Here is a 22,932-nt window from a genome sequence, read left to right as displayed (position 1 = left end):
ATTTAAATCATATAAATAAAGTGAACAACCTGTTCTTTTATAAGTATCTCTTTTTATAAAATTATACATGTAGTAATGATTTGTGTAAATATTTCCCATAAAATAAAAATAATTAACATAATAATAAATTATGATGAATAAATATTATATTAGTAAAATTAATTAAATAATATTGAAAAATAGGAGTATTTAAGATGAGTTTGAAAATAATAAATGATCAAAAAAGAAAGATATTAGATAATATTAACTATGCAAAGGAATCTAATATAAATAAGGTATCGGCTATACTTATGTGTAGTGATGAAGAAATACAAAAAGAGTTATTATCTTGGTTAGTTATTGAAGGATACAAAGTTTCATTAATTAAGGATGAAGTAAATGTTTTGACAATAGAATGGTAAAATATATCCAATAACAACATTGACAATATGATTAAAAATGTTATAATTAACCATATAAAGTAAAAGTTATAACTTTTATAGTGATATCTAATATAGAGGTGCTATATGGGACCAGTAATAATGATTTCAGTTATATGCATAATTTTTATAATAATTGGATTAGCAATTAGTAAGTATAAATGTTATTGGCTAATATCTGGTTATAATATAGAATCTAAAGAGAAAAAGGCGAAAATAGATATTGAACAAGTTGCAAAGCATATGGCAAGAATGTTATATCTTATGGCAATAGTATTATTTTTAGGAGTTATAAGTTCAGAATATTTCAAGATTTCCATGATGCCATTTATTTTTATTTTTTTATTTATTGTATTTGGATATTTAATATATATTCAAAAGTTTGATCATAATAAAAAAAGTAAAGCAGAAATAATTGTAATGGTAATTATAGGTTTTATAGTATTTTCAGTTTTAATTATTACATTTTCATTTGGAAATGAACCAAATGATATTATAGTTAAAGAAGAAGTTATAATTATAGATGGAAGTTATGGAACTACTATAAAAAGAGAAGACATAGAATCAATAGAGCTTGTAGAAGATATACCTAAAATTCATATAAAAAATAATGGATATAGCTCTGGTGGTGCCGTAAAGAAAGGAGATTTTACCTTGGAAAATGGTGAAAGGGTAAAGCTCTATCTTCAAAGTAGGAATGGCCCTTATATAAAAGTATCTACAATAAATTATGACATATATATAAATTATAAAAATATAAATTTGACTAAAGATTCATTTAATAATTTAAAATAGCAAGGACAAAAGAGCTTTTATGGGCTCTTTTGTCTTTTTTAGGGTAAAATTATAAAAATAAAAATTACGGGTTCTTAGAATAAATATAATGATATAATAGATAATAATCTTATAGAATTTTAATATGGAGATAAGTAGATGATTATAGAAAAAGAATTTTATAATAAGGGAGCTATTGAAGTAGCGAAAAATCTTTTAGGAGAATATTTAATTAGGGAAGTAAATGGAATAAAGATAAAATCTAAAATAGTAGAAACTGAAGCTTACATAGGTGCTATAGATAAGGCTTGTCATGCATATAATTATAAAAGAACAGAGAGAACAAAACCGCTTTATGAAGAAGGTGGAATATCTTATGTTTATTTTATTTATGGATTATATCATTGTTTTAATATTGTAACTAACATACAAGAAGAGCCAGAAGCTGTACTAATAAGAGCTGTAGAGCCAATTGATAATTTAGATTATATATCAAAAATTAGGTTTAATAAAAATTATGAAGAATTAACAAGAGCTCAAAAAAGAAATTTAACTAATGGACCATCTAAATTATGTATGGCTTTAAATATTAATAAAGATGATAATTGTAAAAAATTATACTTGAAGAAAGATTTATATTTAGAATATAATAATGATAAAAAATTTGATATAGTAGAAACAAAAAGAGTTGGAATAGATTATTCAGAAGAAGCACGAGATTTTCTTTGGCGGTTTTACATTAAAGATAATCCATATGTTTCTATAAAATAACTCTAAAGTTTAGATATGAATATTTATAAGAAATAGGACAAAACTATTAGTGATTATAATGTAAGGAGGAAACTTTTATGAAGTTAAAAAAATTTTTACTAGTAGTTTGTTCAATAATAATATTTACAGGAGTTTTAGTTGGTGCTAAGCCAGAAAAAGGTATGACACCTAAAAGTCCAGTTGTTATAGGTGAAGTATTAGAGGTTCAAAAGGATACAGATGGAAAGTCTATAAGAATTACTGTAGAAGGATATATTAAGAGTAAAGAAGTAAATAAAATAACAGTTGTTGGAATAATTAATGAGGATACAAAAGTTATGAACTCTTCTAATGATAAAAAAGAAGATATAGTTATTGAAAAAGGAGATTTAGTTTATATGAGAGTAAGTGAAGCAATGACTAAGTCTCTGCCACCTCAAACAGTTGTTAAGAGAATATTTATTACTAAGAATAAATAGAAATTTTTATTAAATGCCTTTATAATATAAATGGAGGATGAAATATGAATAAAGTAGATAAAGAGGAATTAAAGAATAGATTAACAGAAATGCAATACAAAGTTACACAAGAAAATGGTACCGAAGCACCTTTTTTTAATGAGTACAACAATCATTTTGAAGAAGGGATTTATGTAGATATAGTTTCATTAAAACCTTTATTTATTTCAACTGATAAGTTTAATTCAGGTTGTGGATGGCCTGCTTTTTCAAAACCAATAGACAGAGATTTAATTAAAGAAAAAATAGATAAAAGTCATGGAATGATTAGAACTGAAGTAAGAAGCACAGGTTCAGATTCACATTTAGGACATGTATTTTGTGATGGTCCAGAAGAATTAGGTGGACTTAGGTACTGTATTAATTCAGCAGCATTAAAGTTTATACCTAAAAATGAGATGAAAGAAAATGGCTATGAAGAATATTTAGATTTATTTAAAAGTAAATAAGTAAAGGTGGAAATCCACTTTTACTTTTTATTTAGTTAAAGATAGAGGAAATAATTTACATAATAAAAGCGTTTTTGATATAATTAATAGGACAGCCTATCATTAGAAAATTCTAAAATAGTACCGCGGGGGAGAAGAATGAACAGGAAAAATAAAAGTACTAAGGTAAGAAGTGATAAGTTTAAAAAAAGTCATTCTAGAGAAAGAGCTTTTTTTAGTAGTATAAGTATTTGTATAGTATTGTTAATTTTAATAATAAGACTAACATATATAATGATATACAAAAATAAAGAGTATAAACATATGGCGCAAGGACAGTGGAATTCACAAGTAACAGTAGAAGCTGATAGAGGCGATATAAAAGATAGAAATGGATCAATACTTGCGACTTCAATAGATGTATATAGAGTTGACTTAGATTTAGAAGCTATAGACATACATATAAAAGATGAAAAGACAACAGTTGATGAAGTGGCTCAAAGTTTATCTGATGCATCAGGAGTTCCTATTGAAGAAGTTAAGAAAAAGTTAAATCATGTTAATGAAAATGGAGTACAAGTAAGAACTAGTACATTAGTAACGGGAATTGAAAAAGAAGTAGCAGATAGAATTAAGGCTTTAAATATATATGGAGTAGTAATATCTATTAATCCAAAGAGGTATTATCCTAACAATAATTTTTTATCTCATGTTTTAGGTGGTGTTAATTCTGATAATACTGGACTAAATGGAGTAGAATTACAATACAATACTGAATTAAGAGGAATTGCAGGATATAAAATTGCAGAGATAGATGGAACTTTAAAAGAACTTCCATATCAAACTGTAAAGTATACAAGTCCAATTAACGGTAAAGATGTTATGTTAACTATAGATGATTCTATTCAGTTAATAGCAGAAAAGGTAGCTCAAAAAGGGTTTCAAGATAATAAGGCAAAGGAAGTCTCTATTATTGTTATGAATCCTAATAATGGTGAAATATTAGCAATGGTAAATAAACCTGATTTTAATCCCAATAATCCATATGAGGAATATGAAAAATTCAGTGGAGAAAATGATTCTGAAAAACTTGAAAATATGTTTAGAAATAGTGCTATAAGTAATACCTTTGAGCCAGGATCAACATTTAAGAATATAACTATGGCTGCAGCTATAGAAGAAGGTGTAGTTCATGAAAGTGATACATTTTATTGTAGTGGAGGATTAAAATTTGGCTCAACAACTATAAAGTGCTGGAACACATCAGGACATGGAGCTCAAACTCTTCCACAAATATTACAAAACTCTTGTAATGTAGGGTTTATGGAAGTTGGAGCAAGATTAGGGAGTGCAAAATTAAAAGAATATATAGATAAGTTTGGCTTTGGAAAATTAACTAAAATTGACTTGCCAGGTGAATCAGAAGGGATTATTAAATCTGTAAGTGATATGAGTGAAATGGATTTAGCTACTATTTCATTTGGGCAAACAAACACTGTAAGTAGTATCCAACTTATGAAGGCATTTAATGCTATAGCAAATGGTGGGAAACTAATTCAACCTCATATTATGAAAGAAATTACACATTATGCTGAGAATGGAACTAAGGTAGTAGATGAACAATTTAAGCCAACTATAGAAGAAGGTATAGTATCTGAACAAACAACAGCAGTATTAAGAGATTATCTAGAAAGAACTATAAACCAAGGACAACCAATAGGAGCCTTTATGGGAAAAGAAAGAAGAGTTGGAGGAAAAACTGGAACAGCTCAAAAAGTTGATCCTGTATTAGGTGGATATTCTTCAGATAAATATATAGCATCTGTAGTTGCATTATATCCAGTTGAAAATCCTCAAGTTACAATCTTTATAAAGGTTGAAGATCCAAGTGCAGGACAATATTATGGAGGACCAGTAACAACTCCACTTTTAAAATCTTTATTGGGAGAAATGTTTACTTATATGGACTCACAAGTATATGCTGAAAGATATTTAGAGAAGTCTAAAGTGGTTGTTCCTGAAATAAGAGGTAAATCTGCTGATGAAGCGAAAAAAATACTAGAAGATATTAATTTAAATATAAAAATAGAAGGAAATAGTTCAAAGGTAATAAATATGGAGCCTTACCCAGGATCATTAGTTGAAGAAAGATCAACTATAAGTGTAAATCTACAGGATTCAAAAAGTGACGCTAATAAGCTTATAATGCCAGACTTAAAAGGAAAAACATTAGAAGAGGCGGTTTCTATCTTAAATAAACTTGGAGTAGCTTATAAATCTAATGGTGATGGAGTTATAGCTAGTCAAGATATCATTCCAGGAAAGTTAATTGAAAAGGGAACTAAAGTAAAGTTAGATTTGAAATAAATAGATAGTAGGAGATAAAATGGATAAAGTTAGAGAATTAAATATAAAGGGGAGAAAGAAAAGCTATAATAATATAAGAAAAAAAAGAAAGGTAAGAATGAAAAGTATAGACTATAGTATGCTATGTGCAATTCTTATACTATTATTTATAGGAGTTGTAATGGTGTATTCTTCAAGCTCTTATTATGCTTTATACGAAACTGAAAGCAAAAGCACAGAGTTTTTCTTTAAGAAAGAGGTTTTATGGACAATTGTTGGTATAGCAGCAATGATTTTTACCATGTCTATAGATTATCATTTTTATAAAAGAATAACACCTTGGTTAGTTATAGGAACTATAGTTTGTCTAGTAGCTGTTTTATTTATTGGAGCCGAAATAAATGGAGCACGTAGATGGATAAGACTTGGACCTTTATCATTTCAACCTTCAGAACTTGCTAAGTATGTTTTAGTGCTATATTTAGCCCTTCTTATTGATAAGAGAAGAGGAAAAATTAAAGAGTTTAAAGCTGGAACCTTATATTACTTAGCTATAGCAGCTGTATTTGCAGGATTAATAATATTAGAGAAAAATTTAAGTATTACTGCAATTGTAATGATGGTTGCTTTTATAATGATATTGGTTGGTGGAGCAAAAATTAGCCATTTATTATCTCTTATTCCAGTTGGACTAGCAGCAGGGATAGGTCTAATTCTTGCAGAAAGTTATAGATTAGATAGACTGACAAGTTTTTTAAATCCATGGGCAGATCAATCAGGAAATAGTTATCAGCTTATACAATCTCTTTACGCACTAGGTTCAGGAGGGCTTTTTGGAGTAGGGCTGGGAAATTCAAGACAGAAAGCACTTTTTATGCCAGAGCCCCACAATGACTTTATATTTGCTATAATAGGAGAAGAACTAGGACTTATAGGGTGTATATTTATAATTTCTATATTTATGTTTATAGTAATTAAGGGTACTGCAATTGCAATTAAAGCAAAGGATAACTATGGTTATCTATTAGCTATTGGAATAATTTCTGTAATTGCAATACAAGCTATAATAAATATTGCAGTTGTAACAGGATCAATGCCTGTAACAGGAGTTCCAATGCCCCTGATAAGTTATGGAGGTACTTCATTAGTATTTAATTTAGGAGCTCTTGGTATTTTATTAAATATTTCAAGGCAAAGTAAAGAGGAAGATATTTGAAAAAGCACTTAAATAGTGCTTTTTCTTTTATAAAATATATTTAAATAGAGATTATTGTGTTAAAATAATAAAAGAATAAAGTAAATTATTTACAAAGATATTGTAAGGATAACTTTAATAACTATAGTAAATTATTAGAGAAAGAAATCAAAACTATTAATTAAGGAGAAAATTTATGATTAAGCATGTAGTAATGTGGAGATTAAAAGAAAAAGTAGAAGGAAATACTAAAGAATATAATGCCTTGGAAATAAAAAAGCAAATAGAAGCATTAAAAGATAAAATTGATGTAGTAATAGATTTAGAGGTAGGTATAAATTTTGAGGAGTCTAGTCAAGCTTATGATGTAGTTTTATATTCAACTTTTAAATCTAAGGAAGATTTAGATAGTTACCAAAATAATGAAGAACATCTTAAGGTTGTAAAGTTTATAAAAGAAGTAGTGGAAAAGAGAGTTGTAGTAGATTATAGAGTGTAATATTAAAATTAGTTTATAAACTTCATAGAAAAACTATAAATATAGATGTATAATTAAAAACATATTAGAAATTTATAAAAATGTATTTTGGGAGGAGCTGACTATGAAGATAGTTATTTTAACAGATTCTTGTTGTGATTTGCCTATAGATTTCGTCAAAGAAAATAATATAGAAGTTATGCCTATTAGAGTCAATCTAAAAGGAGAGGATATACCAGATGATTTAGGGCAAAGCATTAATTATAACGTATTTTATGATATGATTAGAGCAGGTGAAATGCCTTCAACATCACAAGTTAATGCATATACTTTTACAGAAGCCTTTAAAAAATATTCAAGTGAAGGCCATTCAATTATATATATAGGTTTTTCATCAGCATTAAGTGGATGTGTAAATAGTGCAAGAATTGCTAAGGAAGCTGTAGAAGATGAAATGCCATCAGCAGATATAACAGTTATTGATACAAAAAGTGCATCTATGGGGTTAGGACTTATTGTTTATTATGCTGTTAATATGCTTAAAGATGGAGCTAGTAAAGATGAAATAATAAGTTGGATAGAAGATAACAAATTAAAAGTTAATCATTGGTTTACAGTAGATGATTTAAATCATTTAAAAAGAGGTGGTAGAATATCAAGTACAGTTGCTATAGTAGGAACTATGCTTAATATAAAACCTATTATGCATGTTGATGATGAAGGAAGGCTAGTTCCTGTTTCTAAAGTCAAGGGAAGAAAAAAATCAATAAAAGAACTTGAAGAAAAGTTAAAAGAAAGAATTGTTAATTCAGAAGAACAGACAATCTTCATTAGCCATGGTGATTGTTTAAGCGATGCAGAGCATCTTAAAGATCTAATTTTAAAAGAAACAAAGGTTAAAGATGTTATTATAAATAATATAGGACCAGCTGTAGGTACACACTCAGGTCCAGGAACGTTGGCATTATTTTTTATTGGTACTAATAGATAAATATTAGAATAATTATTTTGTTTTAAGAGGTAAGAATTAATTTAATCTTACCTCTTTACTAATTTGTAGAGTTGTTTCTGCCTTGAATTATTTTATTTATAATGATAAAGTATAGTATAGATTAGAATCTAAATATTAAGTATAGTGACACTTTATTGGCATTTGAGGGGGTTAGTTGTATGTATGAATACATAAAAGGGAACTATAAAGGAATAAATAGGGATTATATTATTGTTGAAAATAATGGAATAGGATATAAGATATTTACATCAGGAGCAACTATGTCATCTATGCCTAAAATTAATGAAGAGGTTAAGCTTTACCTTGAACAAATAGTAAGAGAAGATTTTATAGGACTTTATGGCTTTGACTCGAGAGAAGAGCTTGAGATGTTTAAGCTACTTATTTCAATTAATGGAGTTGGTGCAAAAGCTGCTTTATCTTTATTATCAATTAGTAGAATAAATAACTTACGATATGCAATAATGATGGGAGACGAAAAGCATTTGTGTAAGGCACCTGGAATAGGTAAAAAGACTGCAGGAAGAATTATACTAGAGCTTAAAGATAAAATAAAGAAAGAAGATATAGCTGAAGGAGTAGAAGGCTTAGGAGAGTTTGAAGATTTAATACCAAATAATGCAAGTAATATAGCAGAGGCATTAGGTGCTCTTTTAGCACTTGGATATTCAGAAAAGGAAGCAGAACAATCACTTAAAAAAGTAGATAAAACAGATACATTAGAAAATATAATAAAAAATTGTTTGAAGGTTCTTATGGGATAGAGGTGAATTATGGAAAGAATAATAACACCACAAGAAATATTTGAAGATGGAAGTACTTTAAGTTTAAGACCTCAGAGTTTAGAAGAGTATATAGGTCAAGATAAAGTAAAAGAGCGTTTAAATATATTTATAAAGGCAGCTCAAAATAGAGATGAAGCATTAGACCATGTATTGTTATATGGGCCACCAGGGCTAGGTAAAACAACCTTAGCTAATATTATAGCAAGAGAGATGAAGGGTGAACTTAAAATAACTTCAGGTCCAGCTATAGAAAGAGCTGGTGATTTAGCTGCAATACTTACAACACTTAAGGATAATGATGTTTTATTTATAGATGAAATACATAGATTAAATAGAAATGTAGAGGAAATATTATATCCAGCAATGGAAGACTATGTTTTAGACATTGTTATTGGAAAAGGAGCAGCTGCAAAGTCTATAAGATTAGACTTGCCTAAGTTTACCTTAATAGGAGCAACTACTAGAATAGGAATGTTAACTTCTCCATTAAGAGATAGATTTGGGGTTCTTTGCGATATGCAATACTATACAGAAAAGCAACTTAAAGAAATAATAATAAGATCAGCCTTTGTATTAGATTGTAATATAACAGAAGAAGGAGCATATGAACTTGCGAGAAGGTCAAGAGGTACCCCAAGAATAGCAAATAGACTATTAAAAAGAGTTAGAGATTATGCCCAAGTTTATTCTGATTCTCTTATAAGCTATAAAGAAGCAAAAGCAGCACTTGAACTTTTAGAGGTAGATGACAAAGGTTTTGATAGAGTTGATAATAAAATATTAGAAGCAATAATAGATAACTTTAATGGTGGTCCTGTTGGAATAGAAACACTTTCGTATTTTATAGGAGAGGAACTTAGAACTGTAGAGGATGTATATGAACCTTATTTATTACAAACAGGATTTATAGTAAGGACTTCACGAGGAAGAATTGCAACTGATAAAGCATACGAGCATTTAGGAAGAAATAAAAGAAAAAGAAAAATAACTGGAGAACAGCAAAAGCTGTTTTAAAGATAACTTAAATTAATAACGAGAAAGATTAGGAGATTAAAAAATGAAGGTAAATGATTTTGATTTTTATCTACCAGAAGAATTAATTGCACAGCATCCACTAGAAAAGAGAGATTCTTCAAGACTTATGGTTTTAGATAAAAAAACTGGAGAGCTAGAGCATAGATCTTTTCATGATGTAATAGATTATTTAAATAAAGGAGATACTTTAGTTTTAAATAACACAAGAGTGATGCCTGCAAGATTGATTGGAGAAAAAGAAGAAACTGGTGGAAAGATTGAATTTTTATTACTAAAAAGAATAGAAGGAGATAAATGGGAGTGCCTAGCAAAACCAGGTAAAAGAGCTAAGATTGGGCAAAGTTTTACTTTTGGTAATGGAAAGCTAAAGTGTACTGTAGTTGATATAGTTGAAGAAGGAAATAGAATAATAGAATTTTCATATGATGGAATTTTCGAGCAGGTTCTTGATGAGCTTGGAGAAATGCCATTACCACCATATATTACAGAAAAGCTTGAAGATAAAGAAAGATATCAAACTGTATATTCAAAAGAAAAAGGATCAGCAGCTGCACCAACAGCAGGATTACACTTTACAGAAGAATTATTAAAAGAAATTAAAGCAAAAGGTATTAATATAGCCTACTTAACTCTTCATGTAGGTCTTGGAACTTTTAGACCAGTTAAAGTTGAAGACATAAATGAACATATAATGCATTCAGAATATTACTTCTTAGATAAAGAAAATGCAGAGTTAATTAATGAAACTAAAAAAAGAGGAAATAAAGTAATAGCAGTAGGGACTACATCTACAAGAACTTTAGAAACTATAGGTGATGAAAATGGATTTGTTAGGGAGCAAAGTGGATGGACAGATATATTTATATATCCAGGATATAAATATAAGGTTATAGATGAACTTATAACTAATTTTCATCTACCGGAATCTACATTAATAATGTTAGTTTCAGCTTTAGCAGGAAAAGAAAATGTTATGAAGGCTTATAATGAAGCTGTTAAAGAAAGATACAGATTTTTCTCCTTTGGAGATTCCATGATAATAAAAGAATAAACAAAAAGAGGAAGTGAAATTTTGAGTAAGAAAAGATATACTTTACTAAAAAAGGATGGTAACGCAAGAAGAGGTAGATTTGAAACTCCTCATGGAACTATAGAAACTCCAGTATTTATGAATGTTGGTACTTGTGCTGTTATAAAGGGTGCTGTATCAACTATGGATTTAAAAGAAATAGGATGTCAAGTAGAGCTATCTAATACATATCATTTGCATTTAAGACCATCTGATAAAGTTGTAGCAAAACTTGGTGGATTACATGAATTTATGAATTGGGATAGACCTATACTAACAGATTCAGGTGGGTTCCAAGTATTTTCATTATCAGGAATGAGAAAGATAAAAGAAGAGGGTGTATATTTTTCATCACATATAGATGGTAAAAAAATATTTATGGGCCCAGAAGAATCAATGCAAATTCAAAGCAATTTAGCTTCAACTATAGCTATGGCTTTTGATGAGTGTATTCCAAACCCATCTACAAGAGAGTATGTAGAAAAATCAGTAGCAAGAACTACAAGATGGCTTGAGAGATGTAAGGTAGAAATGGATAGGTTAAATTCTCTTCCTGAAACTATAAATAAAGAGCAGATGTTATTTGGTATAAATCAAGGTGGTTGCTATGAAGATATAAGAATAGAACATGCTAAAACAATAACTCAAATGGATTTAGATGGATATGCAATAGGCGGCTTAGCGGTAGGAGAAACTCATGAAGAAATGTATAGAATAATAGATGCTGTTGTTCCATACTTACCAGAAGATAAGCCTATTTATTTAATGGGAGTAGGAACTCCAAGTAATATCTTAGAAGCTGTTGATAGAGGCGTGGACTTTTTCGACTGTGTACTTCCAGCTAGAAATGGAAGACATGGACATGTGTTTACAAAAGAAGGAAAAATAAACTTAATGAATGCAAAATTTGAATTAGACACAAGACCTATAGATGAAGGCTGTCAATGTCCAGCTTGTAAAAGCTATACAAGAGCCTATATAAGACATTTATTTAAAGCTAAAGAAATGCTTGCAATGAGACTTTGTGTATTACACAATCTTTATTTCTATAATAAATTAATGGAAGATATTAGAGCGGCTATAGATGGTGGATACTTTAAAGAGTTTAAAGAACAAAAATTAAAGGAATGGAATGTCAAGGCTTAAAGTATTAAATATCTGTTAATGTAATTGACATCACTATATAAATAATATATAGTTTTTATTATGAAATTTAATAACTTATATTTATGAAGGGAATGAACTTATATGCCACAAATATTATCAATTGTATTACCATTTGTATTAATGTTTGGTCTTATGTATTTATTATTAATACTACCTGAAAAAAAGAGAACTAAAAAATATAATGAAATGGTATCAGCATTAGAAAAGAATGATGAAATTATAACTAGAGGCGGAATAATGGGAAAGATAATAATCGTAGAAGAAGACTATGTTGTTATTGAAACAAGTGCTGAGAGAACTAAAATAAGAATATCTAAAAATGGAATAGCTTCAAAAATAAATAAAGTATCAGAATAAGAATAATACCCCCTAATACCTCATAAAATGAGTACTAGGGGGTGAAATTTTTATGGATTGGACAAATTATTTTAAAAGTGTCTTAAAAGGATTAGTTTGGGCGCTTATGACTACATTTTTAGTAACTGCAGTACTTTCGATTGTTATGCATAAGCTTACATTAGGTGAAGGAGTATTTAATATTATTTATGTAGTCATTTCATGCCTAGCTTTAATTGTTGGCTCTTTAATAGCAGTAAAATCATATGGTAGTAAGGGGTGGGTTGTAGGTTTAGCAGTAGGGTGTATTTTTTACATATCCTTATATATAATAGGCATTATCTTTGGTGCAGAACCTACATTAACGATGTATGATTTTGTGAAATTTGCATTATGTATATTTATAGGATTACTTTCTGGAATGCTGGGAGTAAACCTATAATTTCATTAGAAATTAGATTAGTATATTAGTCATAGTAGTAATTAATCTAATTTTTATAAACTAGCGAGATAATAAAAAAAATAAGATAAGAGAATTTAAACGGCTCTCTTATCTTATTTTAAATTTTAAGTTATAGGTGGATATTATAACTACATATTAGAAATTAATATAATTTATTTTTTATAAAAGTTTACAAAGTAATAGTTAGGTTAAGAATATAATAAACAAGATAAGATGATAATTAATATAAAATATGGAACATATTTACTGGGATAATATAGAAACTACCGAAAAAGTAGTTGATATTACTTAACATAAGTAATATAATTTAAGTGAAAACGTACCAGAGGGGGAAGAACATGAAAGCAAGAAGCAAAAGTAAGAGTAAAAGTTCAATATTATTTGTACTCTGTGTCATTGCTATTTTTTCATTAGCATTTGCAGGTTTTAAAGGGGTTAAAATAGCAGGATGGGAGTTTAAGTCTTTTGATAAAGCTATAACTAAGGGTCTTGATCTTCAGGGAGGAGTTTCAGTTTTAATGGAAATCCAAGAAGATAATGTACCATCAGATGTACGCCAAAGAACTAAGCAATTATTAGAGCTTAGAGTTAATAAAATAGGGGTAGCAGAAACTGTTGTTACAGAAGAAGGAGAAAAGAGAATAAGGGTCGATATACCAGGAGCATTTAATTCAAGTGAGATAGTTGATAGCTTAAGCAAAACTGGTAATTTAGAGTTTAAGGATTCAGAAGGAAATGTTGTTTTAACAGGAAAAGATGTTAAAGAAGCAACAGCTGTTATTGACCAGACTTCAAGACCTGTAGTTTCATTAGAGTTGAATAGTGAAGGTCAAAAGAAATTTGCTGAAGTTACAGCTAATAATATAGGTAAGAATATTAGCATATCTATGGATGGTGAAGTAGTTTCAAATCCAGTAGTTCAAACAGCAATTACAGATGGAAAAGCTGTTATTAATGGAATGGCTTCAATGGATGAGGCTACAAAACTTTCAGGGATAATAAGCTCAGGTGCTCTTCCTGTAACTGTTAAAGCAGTATCAGTTAAGAACGTAGGAGCTCAATTAGGATCAGAAGCTCTTCCAAACGCTATGAAAGCTGGCGTTATAGGAATATCATTAATATTTATATTTATGATAGTTTATTATAGATTACCAGGATTACTTGCTTCTATAGCATTGACATTATATATAGTTTTACTTCTTTTAGTATTTGTTGAAGTTGGAGCAGCTCTAACTTTACCAGGAATTGCAGCTTTCTTATTGACTATAGGGATGGCTGTAGATGCAAATATATTAATTTTTGAAAGAATAAGAGAAGAGCTTTCAATAGGTATATCTGTTAAAAGTGCAGTTAAAAGTGGATTTGAAAATGCAATGTCATCAATTGTAGATTCAAATGCAACAACATTTATTGCAGCACTAATATTATATTTTATGGGATCTGGAGCGGTAAAGGGATTTGCTGTAACACTTATGTTAGGAATAGTTTTAAGTTTATTTACTGCTTTAATAGTAACAAAGATGTTAATAAATTTAGCAGTAGATATGGGACTTTTAAAGAGTTTAGGACAATTTAGAGTTAAGAGGGGGGCTAAAAATGCTTAAAATTATAGAAAAAACTAAGCTTTGGTTCACCTTGTCAGCGATAGTTATAATAATCGGTTTAGGATTTACTATTACAAGAGGTCTTAATTTCGGTATAGACTTTAGAGGCGGAACTAAGGTTGTAATTGAGCTAGGGGAAGGGTTTAATAAACCAGAAGTAGATGAAATAGTTAAAAAAATAGTTCCTGATGCAGTTACAAATGAGGCTGATAATACTCAATATGAAATAAAGGCAAAGGAGTTAGACAGCGCTAAAGTTTCAGAGGTTTTTAAAGCCTTACAAGAAAAGTATAACTTAGAGGATAGTGCTTTAATATCACAAGATGAAATTGGAGCATCTGTAGGAAAAGAACTTACAAGAAATTCTATACTAGCATTATTAGTTGCTTGTGTAGCTATGCTTATATACATTGCAATAAGGTTTGAGATGAGTTTTGGAGTAGCAGCAGTAATTGCACTTGTACATGATTTATTAATTACTATAAGTATATTTGCTATATTTAATATTCCAGTTAATACTCCATTCATAGCAGCTGTATTAACAATTGTAGGTTATTCTATAAATGATACTATAGTAATATTTGATAGGATAAGAGAAAATTTTAAAAATATGAGAAGAGCATCTTCTACTGAAATAGCTAATAAAAGTTTAACTCAAACTATGTCAAGATCTATAAATACAACTCTAACTACTTTAATTACAATAATAGCTGTAAACATATTTGTTCCAACAGTTAGAGAGTTCTCATTCCCTTTAATTATAGGGATTGCAGCTGGAGCATATTCTTCAATATTTATAGCTTCACCAATATGGGTTATATTAAGAGATAAAAGAGGTAAAAAAAGTAAAGCAGAAACAGCTTAATTTTTTATAAAGATAACCCAAAAGTTAAACCTCCGAAATATTTTGGAGGTTTATTATTTTTTTCTTAGAAAACATTTGTAATATTATAGATTTTCAATTATAATATATGTGTTTTCTTAAGTTTTGTGGAGGAGTTTATAATGCGTAAGTTTTGGGAGAGTATTTATAGTCCAAATTATATTACTGGATATAATCCCTTTATACTTAAAAATATGAATAAAGCTATGGAGCAGATGGTAGAAGCTATAAATAATAGAAAGAAAATAGTTGTTTATGGTGTACCTAATGTAGATGGATTATGTGCTATAGCGTCTTTAAGTTTAGTACTTAAATACTTAAATGCAGATATAGAGTATGTAATCCATGATGAAGAATTAAATTCAGGAATTACCTCTGAAGATATAATAAATAATGTTAGTTTTCTTGGAGGGCAGCTTTTAATTACATTAGGAATAGATTTAAGCTCAGATAAAGAAGAAAAGCTTTGTAGGGATCTTGGGATAGACTTGATAGTTTTGGAAAATAAAGAAGTAAATGTTGAAAGAGATTACATATACATAAATCCAAATCAAAAGGGTTGCCAGTATAGATATAAAAATTTATCTATTAGTGGTTTAACCTTTAAGTTAATGCAAGCAATTGCTATATATTATAACATAAAGAGCATTAATAAGTATTTGGATTTAATACTTATAGGTGAACAATGGGCAGAGGTTCCTTTAAAAGGCGAAAATGGTGTTATTTTAAAGGAAGGAAGAAAGTTTTTAATAAATACTAATAATTATGGACTAAGAGCAATAATGAATTATTATAGTATAGTTGAAATGGATGATGGGTGCATATTAAAAATCATAGATGTTATTACACCTACTATAAATGCTGTAAGGATGATGGATAATGCACGCATAATTATAGAGCTCTTAACAACTAATAAAAAGGATAGAGCAGAGCAAATAACTAAATATTTAAATAAATCAAAGATAACTATATAATTAATTTAATAATTACTGTAAAATAATATTGAAATATTTTATTTAAAGTAAGATAAATAATTATATAGTTTATAATTTTTAGTAATGGAGGATTTATCATGAATCTAAAAGAAAAAATAAGAGTAATTGAAAATTTCCCGAAAGATGGAATAAGCTTTAAGGACATAACGACAGTTATAGGAGATGGAGAAGCATTAAGATACTCAATTGATAAGATGGTAGAGCATTTAAAGGATAAAAATATTGATTTAATAGTTGGACCAGAAGCAAGAGGCTTTATTTATGGAGTACCTGTTGCATATGCTATGGGAATAGGATTTGTACCAGTAAGAAAGCCAGGAAAGTTACCTGGGGAAACAGTCTCAATAACTTATGATTTAGAATATGGTAGTGATGCATTACAAATACACAAAGATTCTATTAAAAAAGGACAAAGAGTTGCTATAGTTGATGATTTATTAGCAACAGGTGGTACTATAGAGGCAGTAGCTAAACTTGTGGAATTAGCAGGTGGAGAAGTAGTTTGTTTAGATTTTGCCATTGAATTAACTGGATTACATGGAAGAGATAAATTAGAGAAGTATGAAGTCATGTCATTAGTTGATTACGAATTTTAATATTATTGAAATATAAAAGTAATTATTATATAATATAAGAAAATGGCTGGTTTTTGAAACCAGCCAATTATTTTAGATTTAATCAAATCAAAGGAGATTACCCATATGTATGAAAGTCTGTTACGAAAAATAAATGAAAACTGTAATAATGTAGATACACATATCGTAAAAAAAGCATATGATTTAGCAAACGATGCTCATAAGGATCAAAAAAGAGAATCAGGTGAACCTTATGTAACACATCCGATAGATGTGGCTGAAATACTAGCTGAGATGGGTATGGATACAAGTACTATAGTAGCTGGACTTTTACATGATGTTATAGAAGATACTCATTATACCTATGATGATATAAAGAGTATGTTTAATGAAGAAGTTGCAAACTTAGTTCAAGGAGTAACTAAGCTTGGAAAAATAGAGTATAAGACAAAAGAAGAGCAGCAAGCTGATAATGTTAGAAAGATGCTATTAGCAATGGCTAAAGATATAAGAGTTATAATTATAAAGTTAGCTGATAGATTACATAACCTTAGAACATTAAAATTTATGCCTAAGGAAAAGCAAAAGCAAAAAGCGAAGGAAACTCTAGACATATATGCTCCACTTGCTCATAGACTCGGTATATCTAAAATTAAATGGGAGCTTGAAGATTTAGCTTTTAGATACTTGCATGAAGAAGAGTACTATGATTTAGTTAAACAGATTGCGGAAAAAAGAGTTGAAAGAGAAGTTTATATTGCTGAAATAATAGAAGATTTACATAATAAATTAGAAGATTCTGAGATAGACTCAGATATAGATGGAAGACCAAAGCATTTTTATAGTATATATAAAAAGATGGTTAACAAAAATAAAAGTATAGAGCAAATATTTGATTTAACAGCAATAAGAATTTTAGTAAATACAGTTAAGGATTGTTATGGTGTATTAGGAATCGTTCATACAATATATAAACCTATTCCAGGAAGGTTTAAAGATTACATAGCAATGCCTAAGCCTAATATGTATCAATCTCTTCATACTACTGTTATAGGGCCACAAGGAAAAACTTTTGAAATACAAATTAGAACATTTGAAATGCATAAGACTGCGGAATATGGTATAGCAGCCCATTGGAAGTATAAAGAGGGAGATACACAAGAAGAGAAAGAAAAGTCCTTTGAGAATAAACTTGCGTGGCTTAGAGATATGCTTGAATGGCAAAAGGAAACATCAGATGCAGAGGAATTTATTGAAGGATTTAAAATAGATTTATTTACTGATGAAATATTTGTGTTTACCCCGAAAGGTGTTGTAATAAACTTACCAAGTCAAGCAACTCCAATAGATTTCGCTTATAGAATACATACTGATATAGGAAATAGATGTGTTGGAGCAAAAGTTAATGGTAAAATAGTCCCACTTGATTATAAATTAAAAACAGGTGAAATAGTAGAAGTATTAACTTCAAAAAGTGCCAAAGGCCCTAATATGGATTGGCTAAATATGGCTAAAAGTAATCAGGCTAAAAGTAAAATAAGACAATGGTTTAAGAAAATTAAGAAAGAAGAAAACATAGATAAGGGAAAAGAGTCTTTTGAAAAAGAATTAAAGAAACAGGGTGTGATTTATTCAGAAATATCAAAAGGTGATGCTTATGATAAATTAGTTAAAAGATACAATATTCATAATATGGAAGATTTATATGCTGCCATAGGGGTTGGTCAAATATCTGCATCATCTTATATATTAAAATTAAAAGAAGAAAATATGCCTGAAAAGCAAAATTTAGAAAGTGTTAATAAGTCAATTGATGATCATATTTCTAAATCAGATAAATTATCTATAAATAAGCCAGCATCTTCAAGTAATTATGGAGTAACTGTAAAAGGTGTAAATAATCTTATGGTTAGATTTGCTAGATGTTGCAATCCAGTTCCGGGAGATGAGATACTTGGATATATAACAAAAGGGAGAGGTATTTCAGTTCATAGAACAGATTGCAGCAATTTAAAAGCACTGATAGATTATGATAAAGATAAAGTTGTTGAGGTTTCCTGGGGAACTTCAAAGGGAGCAGCTTACGTAGCTGAAATACAAGTAAGAGCTGAAGATAGAATAGGTATTTTATCTGATATTATGATAATAATAACAGAAGCAAGGCTACCGCTTAATGCTTTAAATGCAAAGTCATCAAAGGGTAATATTGCATTAATAAATATAAAAGTAAAAATAGATTCCATTGAGCAACTAAAAGAGCTTATGAGAAAAATAAGAAGATTAAAAGGCGTAATGGATGTATATAGAATGAATAGCTAGAGAGGTAATTATATGAGAGCTGTAGTTCAGAGAGTATCATCCTCTAAGGTAGAAGTAAATAATGAAATAGTAGGTTCAATTAATAAAGGAATTAATATACTTATAGGTATATCTAAGGATGATGGTGAAGAAGATTTATTATATATTAAAGATAAGGTTATAAACCTTAGAATATTTGAAGATGAGAATGATAAAATGAATTTATCAGTATTAGATATAAAGGGAGAAATTTTAGCTATTTCTCAATTTACTCTTTATGGAGATTGTAGAAAGGGTAGAAGACCTAATTTTATGGAAGCTGAAGGTGGAGAAAGAGCAAAAATATTATATAATAAATTTGTAGAACTTTTAAGAGAAACTTCTTTAAAAGTTGAAACTGGAGAATTTGGGGCTCATATGAAAGTTGATATTCAAAATGATGGGCCAGTAACCTTAATAATAGATAGTAAAAAGAAATTTTAATTAAGGAGGGTATATATGATAGTAAAGACGTTTCCATTAGGCTCATTACAAACTAATTGTTATATAGTTATAGATGAGAAAAGTAATAAAGCAGTTATAATAGATCCAGGTGCGGAGGCAAGTTATTTAAATAGTCAAATAGAAGCCTTAGGTGTTGAAATAGAAGTTATACTTTTAACTCACTGTCATTTTGACCATAATGGTGCGGTGGCTGAATTAAAAGATAAGTACAAAGTAAATGTATATCTTAACAAAGCTGAAGAAGAATATATGGAGAATGATCCTTCAGGTGTATTTGGTAAGTTACCTCATATATATGAATATATAAATGAAGGCGAAGTAATTAAAGTTGGAGAATTAAGTTTTAAGGCTATATTTACACCAGGACATACTAAAGGTGGAACTTGCTATTTAGTGGAAGATAAAGTTTTCACTGGAGATACTTTATTCCAAGGATCAATAGGAAGAACCGATTTTATAGGTGGAAACTTTGATGAACTTATAGAAAGTATAGAAAGCAAACTTATGGTACTTGGAAATGATGTAGAAGTTTATCCAGGACATGGACCAAAATCTACTATCATATTTGAAAAGACGAGAAATCCTTTTTTAGCATAAGGAGAATAAATGAAATTAAAAATAAGATTAAATGATTTAAAATATAGATATGATGTGTATCAAATGTTTAATATATATTTTCCATTAGATGAATTAAAATTCGTAGAAGATGGAGATTATATAGTAAATATTGAAGAACAAAAGGTATCTTTAACTTATAAAGAGTTTTATAAGGAAAGTACTTTAGGAGAAAGTCTAAAAGAAGATATTAAAAGGTTGATTTTTTCTTCATTACGTGAAATTACAGGGGATTATTATCCTTGGGGAATACTTGTAGGTATAAGACCTTCTAAAATAGCTTTAAATTATTTAGAAGAAGGAAGAAGCGAAGAAGAAATAATAGAAATATTTAAAAATAGGCATTTAGCCTCAGAAGAAAAAGCAAAGCTTTGTATAGAGGTAGCTAAAAAAGAGAAGAGATTTGTAAATAAAAATGAAAAAAATATTGCTATATATATAGGAATGGCATTTTGCCCAACGAGATGTTTTTATTGTTCTTTTACAGCAAATCCTATTGGGGGAAATAAAAAACTTGTTAATCCATATTTAGAAGCTCTTACTTATGAAATAAGAGAAATGAAAAAATATGTTGATGAAAGAGATTTAAATATAGAAAGTGTTTATTTTGGTGGTGGAACTCCGACAGCTGTAAATAATGAAGAGTTTGAATCTATTATGAAGGAGATTTATAATGCCTTTGTTTTAGATAAAGACATATTTGAGTTTACTGTAGAATGTGGAAGGCCAGATAGCATAACTTTAGAAAAACTTCAAACAATGAAAAAGTATAACACTACTAGAATAAGTATTAATCCTCAAACTATGAATGATAACACTTTAAAAATGATTGGTAGAGGTCATACATCTAAAGACGTTATAGATAAGTTTAAATTAGCAAGAGACTTAGGATTTAATGATATAAATATGGATATGATAATAGGACTTCCTGGAGAAGGAATAGACGAGGTTAAGTTTACAGCACAGGAAATATTAAAACTACATCCAGATAGTTTAACAGTTCATGGATTATCTTTAAAAAGGGCATCTATTCTTTATGAGAACTTCATATTGAAGAAGGGAATTCAAATAAAAAAGCAAAACGAACTTTCACAAATGTATGAAGAAAGCAGATATATTTCAGAGAAATTAAATATAGAACCTTATTATATGTATAGACAAAAAAATATGGTTGGCAATATGGAGAATTTAGGCTATTCTAAAGAAGGAAAAGAATGTTTATATAATATTCAAATGATAGAAGATAAACAAACTATAATAGCATTAGGAGCAGATGCTGTATCTAAAGTTGTCTTTTTAAGGGAAAATAGAATTGAAAGATTTGGAAATGTTAAAGATATTAGAGAATACACAAGTAGAATTAAGGAAATGGTAGAGGCAAAGAAAAAGCTTTTAGATACACTTTACCTTAAATAGGAGGAGATATTTTATGGAAATCCAAGCACCTAAGGGTACTAAGGATATGCTACCTCAAGATGCATATAAGTGGCATTATGTAGAGGGAGTTTTAAGAGAAGTATCAAAGGCATATGGTGTAAGAGAAATTAGAACACCTATGTTTGAACATACAGAACTATTTTTAAGAGGAGTTGGGGAAACTACTGATATAGTTCAAAAGGAAATGTATACTTTTAATGATAAAGGTAATAGAAGTATTACTTTAAAACCAGAGGGTACAGCTCCAACGGTAAGAGCTTTTATTGAAAATAGGCTATTTAATGAGGCTCAACCAACTAAGCTTTATTATATGATACCTTGTTTTAGATATGAAAATGTTCAAAAGGGAAGATTAAGACAATTCCATCAGTATGGAGTTGAAGTTTTTGGTTCAAAAGAAGCTTCAGTTGATGCCGAAGTAATTTCATTAGCTATGGAAGGATTAAAAAAGTTAGGACTTAAAAGCTTAAGTTTAAATATAAATAACTTAGGATGTCCTAAGTGTAGACCTAAATACAATGAATCTTTAAAAAAATATCTTGAAGAAAATTATGATAATCTTTGTGGAATTTGTAAAACTAGATTTGAAAAAAATCCTATGAGAATTCTTGATTGTAAAGAAAAAAGTTGTAATGAAATAACTAAGAATGCTCCAATTATATTAGATTATATATGCGAAGAATGTGATTCTCACTTTACTGAAGTGAAGAAGTATTTAGATGCTTTAAATATAAAGTATAAAATTGATCCAGGTATAGTTAGAGGATTAGATTATTATACAAAGACAATTTTTGAAATATTAAATGATGATTTTACAGTTTGTGGTGGAGGAAGATACGATAAGCTTATAGAAGAAATCGGTGGACCAGAAATGCCAGCTGTAGGATTTGGATTAGGGTTAGAAAGACTTATAATGACTTTAGAAAAAGAAGGAATAGAAATTCCAAATGAAGGACTAGTAGATATTTATATAGGAGCGAGAGGTGAAAATGCTAAGACAGAAGGTTTTGTATTAGCTAATAAATTAAGAGCTCTTGGTGTAAAGACAGAAATAAATCATATGGGTAGAAGTATAAAAGCAGAAATGAAATATGCTAACAAGATAGGTGCAGCTTTTACCACAATTTTAGGTGATGACGAACTTGAAAATAAGACATTGAAGCTTAAAAGAATGAGTGATGGTGAACATTTTGAAGTAAGTTTAGACAATATAGAAGAAATAGCAAAGCTTATAAAATAGTTAGGA

The 22,932-nt window shown here is 29.0% G+C and carries 24 protein-coding genes; all 24 read left to right on the top strand.

What is annotated here, in order from left to right; translation table 11 throughout:
* Window positions 1-194 precede the first annotated feature (194 nt).
* The 24 genes from ACH36K_RS13310 (at window position 195) to hisS (ending at window position 22,926) form a co-directional block, all read left to right on the top strand.
* Entirely contained in the window at window positions 195-401 is a 207-nt protein-coding gene (locus tag ACH36K_RS13310) for a hypothetical protein (RefSeq protein ID WP_411168098.1), read from the top strand.
* Window positions 402-506: 105 nt separating this feature from the next.
* The gene (locus ACH36K_RS13305) at window positions 507-1,214 is read left to right on the top strand and encodes a DUF3784 domain-containing protein (protein ID WP_411168097.1); all 708 of its coding nucleotides are present in this window, start codon (window positions 507-509) and stop codon (window positions 1,212-1,214) included.
* A 138-nt stretch (window positions 1,215-1,352) separates the two neighbouring features.
* Window positions 1,353-1,964 carry a DNA-3-methyladenine glycosylase gene (locus ACH36K_RS13300; RefSeq protein ID WP_411168096.1) on the top strand — a complete coding sequence of 204 codons (612 nt, stop codon included), beginning with the start codon at window positions 1,353-1,355 and terminating at the stop codon, window positions 1,962-1,964.
* Between the two features lie 77 nt (window positions 1,965-2,041).
* Window positions 2,042-2,422 (top strand): hypothetical protein, encoded by a 381-nt coding sequence (locus tag ACH36K_RS13295; RefSeq protein ID WP_411168095.1) that lies wholly within the window; start codon window positions 2,042-2,044, stop codon window positions 2,420-2,422.
* Between the two features lie 44 nt (window positions 2,423-2,466).
* Window positions 2,467-2,910: a peptide-methionine (R)-S-oxide reductase MsrB gene (gene msrB / locus ACH36K_RS13290; protein WP_411168094.1), complete on the top strand. Its 444-nt coding sequence runs from the start codon at window positions 2,467-2,469 to the stop codon at window positions 2,908-2,910.
* A 138-nt stretch (window positions 2,911-3,048) separates the two neighbouring features.
* Window positions 3,049-5,256 carry a stage V sporulation protein D gene (locus tag ACH36K_RS13285; RefSeq protein WP_411168093.1) on the top strand — a complete coding sequence of 736 codons (2,208 nt, stop codon included), beginning with the start codon at window positions 3,049-3,051 and terminating at the stop codon, window positions 5,254-5,256.
* Between the two features lie 19 nt (window positions 5,257-5,275).
* A complete protein-coding gene (spoVE, locus tag ACH36K_RS13280; protein WP_411168092.1) occupies window positions 5,276-6,451 on the top strand; it encodes a stage V sporulation protein E in 1,176 nt (391 codons plus the stop codon).
* A gap of 175 nt (window positions 6,452-6,626) precedes the next feature.
* Complete coding sequence (locus ACH36K_RS13275; protein WP_411168091.1) at window positions 6,627-6,929, top strand: Dabb family protein; 303 nt, start codon at window positions 6,627-6,629, stop codon at window positions 6,927-6,929.
* A gap of 103 nt (window positions 6,930-7,032) precedes the next feature.
* Window positions 7,033-7,899 (top strand): DegV family protein, encoded by an 867-nt coding sequence (locus ACH36K_RS13270; RefSeq protein ID WP_411168090.1) that lies wholly within the window; start codon window positions 7,033-7,035, stop codon window positions 7,897-7,899.
* Between the two features lie 179 nt (window positions 7,900-8,078).
* Entirely contained in the window at window positions 8,079-8,684 is a 606-nt protein-coding gene (gene ruvA, locus ACH36K_RS13265; protein ID WP_411168089.1) for a Holliday junction branch migration protein RuvA, read from the top strand.
* Window positions 8,685-8,693: 9 nt separating this feature from the next.
* Complete coding sequence (ruvB, locus tag ACH36K_RS13260; protein WP_411168088.1) at window positions 8,694-9,719, top strand: Holliday junction branch migration DNA helicase RuvB; 1,026 nt, start codon at window positions 8,694-8,696, stop codon at window positions 9,717-9,719.
* Window positions 9,720-9,762: 43 nt separating this feature from the next.
* A complete protein-coding gene (gene queA, locus ACH36K_RS13255) occupies window positions 9,763-10,791 on the top strand; it encodes a tRNA preQ1(34) S-adenosylmethionine ribosyltransferase-isomerase QueA (RefSeq protein WP_411168087.1) in 1,029 nt (342 codons plus the stop codon).
* Window positions 10,792-10,812: 21 nt separating this feature from the next.
* The gene (tgt, locus tag ACH36K_RS13250) at window positions 10,813-11,955 is read left to right on the top strand and encodes a tRNA guanosine(34) transglycosylase Tgt (RefSeq protein ID WP_411168086.1); all 1,143 of its coding nucleotides are present in this window, start codon (window positions 10,813-10,815) and stop codon (window positions 11,953-11,955) included.
* A 102-nt stretch (window positions 11,956-12,057) separates the two neighbouring features.
* On the top strand, window positions 12,058-12,333 hold the full coding sequence (gene yajC, locus ACH36K_RS13245) for a preprotein translocase subunit YajC (protein WP_411168085.1): 276 nt from the start codon (window positions 12,058-12,060) through the stop codon (window positions 12,331-12,333).
* Between the two features lie 52 nt (window positions 12,334-12,385).
* A complete protein-coding gene (locus tag ACH36K_RS13240) occupies window positions 12,386-12,754 on the top strand; it encodes a TIGR04086 family membrane protein (protein WP_411168084.1) in 369 nt (122 codons plus the stop codon).
* 359 nt (window positions 12,755-13,113) lie between these two features.
* Complete coding sequence (secD, locus tag ACH36K_RS13235; protein ID WP_411168083.1) at window positions 13,114-14,379, top strand: protein translocase subunit SecD; 1,266 nt, start codon at window positions 13,114-13,116, stop codon at window positions 14,377-14,379.
* Window positions 14,372-15,244, top strand: coding sequence for a protein translocase subunit SecF (secF, locus tag ACH36K_RS13230; protein ID WP_411168082.1), 873 nt, complete (start codon window positions 14,372-14,374; stop codon window positions 15,242-15,244). The genes secD and secF overlap by 8 nt, the downstream gene beginning before the upstream one ends.
* Window positions 15,245-15,384: 140 nt before the next feature.
* Window positions 15,385-16,236 carry a DHH family phosphoesterase gene (locus tag ACH36K_RS13225; protein ID WP_411168081.1) on the top strand — a complete coding sequence of 284 codons (852 nt, stop codon included), beginning with the start codon at window positions 15,385-15,387 and terminating at the stop codon, window positions 16,234-16,236.
* Between the two features lie 98 nt (window positions 16,237-16,334).
* Window positions 16,335-16,853: an adenine phosphoribosyltransferase gene (locus ACH36K_RS13220; RefSeq protein WP_411168080.1), complete on the top strand. Its 519-nt coding sequence runs from the start codon at window positions 16,335-16,337 to the stop codon at window positions 16,851-16,853.
* Window positions 16,854-16,958: 105 nt separating this feature from the next.
* Window positions 16,959-19,151, top strand: coding sequence for a RelA/SpoT family protein (locus ACH36K_RS13215; RefSeq protein WP_411168079.1), 2,193 nt, complete (start codon window positions 16,959-16,961; stop codon window positions 19,149-19,151).
* Window positions 19,152-19,163: 12 nt separating this feature from the next.
* Window positions 19,164-19,613, top strand: coding sequence for a D-aminoacyl-tRNA deacylase (dtd, locus tag ACH36K_RS13210; RefSeq protein WP_411168078.1), 450 nt, complete (start codon window positions 19,164-19,166; stop codon window positions 19,611-19,613).
* Window positions 19,614-19,628: 15 nt separating this feature from the next.
* Window positions 19,629-20,231, top strand: coding sequence for an MBL fold metallo-hydrolase (locus tag ACH36K_RS13205; protein WP_411168077.1), 603 nt, complete (start codon window positions 19,629-19,631; stop codon window positions 20,229-20,231).
* Window positions 20,232-20,240: 9 nt separating this feature from the next.
* Window positions 20,241-21,665 carry a coproporphyrinogen III oxidase gene (locus tag ACH36K_RS13200; RefSeq protein WP_411168076.1) on the top strand — a complete coding sequence of 475 codons (1,425 nt, stop codon included), beginning with the start codon at window positions 20,241-20,243 and terminating at the stop codon, window positions 21,663-21,665.
* A gap of 13 nt (window positions 21,666-21,678) precedes the next feature.
* On the top strand, window positions 21,679-22,926 hold the full coding sequence (gene hisS, locus ACH36K_RS13195; protein ID WP_411168075.1) for a histidine--tRNA ligase: 1,248 nt from the start codon (window positions 21,679-21,681) through the stop codon (window positions 22,924-22,926).
* Window positions 22,927-22,932 lie beyond the last annotated feature (6 nt).

The sequence above is a fragment of the Clostridium sp. MB05 genome, assembly GCF_046581255.1.
Taxonomy (GTDB): Bacteria; Bacillota; Clostridia; order Clostridiales; family Clostridiaceae; genus Clostridium.
The sequence above is the reverse complement of the archived record's forward strand: the minus strand, read 5'-3'. Positions and strand labels throughout refer to the sequence as shown.

Coding starts and splice junctions, on each gene's coding strand:
- ACH36K_RS13310 (WP_411168098.1), top strand. CDS start 195: ATGAGTTTGAAAATAATAAATGATCAAAAAAGAAAGATATTAGATAAT.
- ACH36K_RS13305 (WP_411168097.1), top strand. CDS start 507: ATGGGACCAGTAATAATGATTTCAGTTATATGCATAATTTTTATAATA.
- ACH36K_RS13300 (WP_411168096.1), top strand. CDS start 1,353: ATGATTATAGAAAAAGAATTTTATAATAAGGGAGCTATTGAAGTAGCG.
- ACH36K_RS13295 (WP_411168095.1), top strand. CDS start 2,042: ATGAAGTTAAAAAAATTTTTACTAGTAGTTTGTTCAATAATAATATTT.
- msrB (WP_411168094.1), top strand. CDS start 2,467: ATGAATAAAGTAGATAAAGAGGAATTAAAGAATAGATTAACAGAAATG.
- ACH36K_RS13285 (WP_411168093.1), top strand. CDS start 3,049: ATGAACAGGAAAAATAAAAGTACTAAGGTAAGAAGTGATAAGTTTAAA.
- spoVE (WP_411168092.1), top strand. CDS start 5,276: ATGGATAAAGTTAGAGAATTAAATATAAAGGGGAGAAAGAAAAGCTAT.
- ACH36K_RS13275 (WP_411168091.1), top strand. CDS start 6,627: ATGATTAAGCATGTAGTAATGTGGAGATTAAAAGAAAAAGTAGAAGGA.
- ACH36K_RS13270 (WP_411168090.1), top strand. CDS start 7,033: ATGAAGATAGTTATTTTAACAGATTCTTGTTGTGATTTGCCTATAGAT.
- ruvA (WP_411168089.1), top strand. CDS start 8,079: ATGTATGAATACATAAAAGGGAACTATAAAGGAATAAATAGGGATTAT.
- ruvB (WP_411168088.1), top strand. CDS start 8,694: ATGGAAAGAATAATAACACCACAAGAAATATTTGAAGATGGAAGTACT.
- queA (WP_411168087.1), top strand. CDS start 9,763: ATGAAGGTAAATGATTTTGATTTTTATCTACCAGAAGAATTAATTGCA.
- yajC (WP_411168085.1), top strand. CDS start 12,058: ATGCCACAAATATTATCAATTGTATTACCATTTGTATTAATGTTTGGT.
- ACH36K_RS13240 (WP_411168084.1), top strand. CDS start 12,386: ATGGATTGGACAAATTATTTTAAAAGTGTCTTAAAAGGATTAGTTTGG.
- secD (WP_411168083.1), top strand. CDS start 13,114: ATGAAAGCAAGAAGCAAAAGTAAGAGTAAAAGTTCAATATTATTTGTA.
- secF (WP_411168082.1), top strand. CDS start 14,372: ATGCTTAAAATTATAGAAAAAACTAAGCTTTGGTTCACCTTGTCAGCG.
- ACH36K_RS13225 (WP_411168081.1), top strand. CDS start 15,385: ATGCGTAAGTTTTGGGAGAGTATTTATAGTCCAAATTATATTACTGGA.
- ACH36K_RS13220 (WP_411168080.1), top strand. CDS start 16,335: ATGAATCTAAAAGAAAAAATAAGAGTAATTGAAAATTTCCCGAAAGAT.
- ACH36K_RS13215 (WP_411168079.1), top strand. CDS start 16,959: ATGTATGAAAGTCTGTTACGAAAAATAAATGAAAACTGTAATAATGTA.
- dtd (WP_411168078.1), top strand. CDS start 19,164: ATGAGAGCTGTAGTTCAGAGAGTATCATCCTCTAAGGTAGAAGTAAAT.
- ACH36K_RS13205 (WP_411168077.1), top strand. CDS start 19,629: ATGATAGTAAAGACGTTTCCATTAGGCTCATTACAAACTAATTGTTAT.
- ACH36K_RS13200 (WP_411168076.1), top strand. CDS start 20,241: ATGAAATTAAAAATAAGATTAAATGATTTAAAATATAGATATGATGTG.
- hisS (WP_411168075.1), top strand. CDS start 21,679: ATGGAAATCCAAGCACCTAAGGGTACTAAGGATATGCTACCTCAAGAT.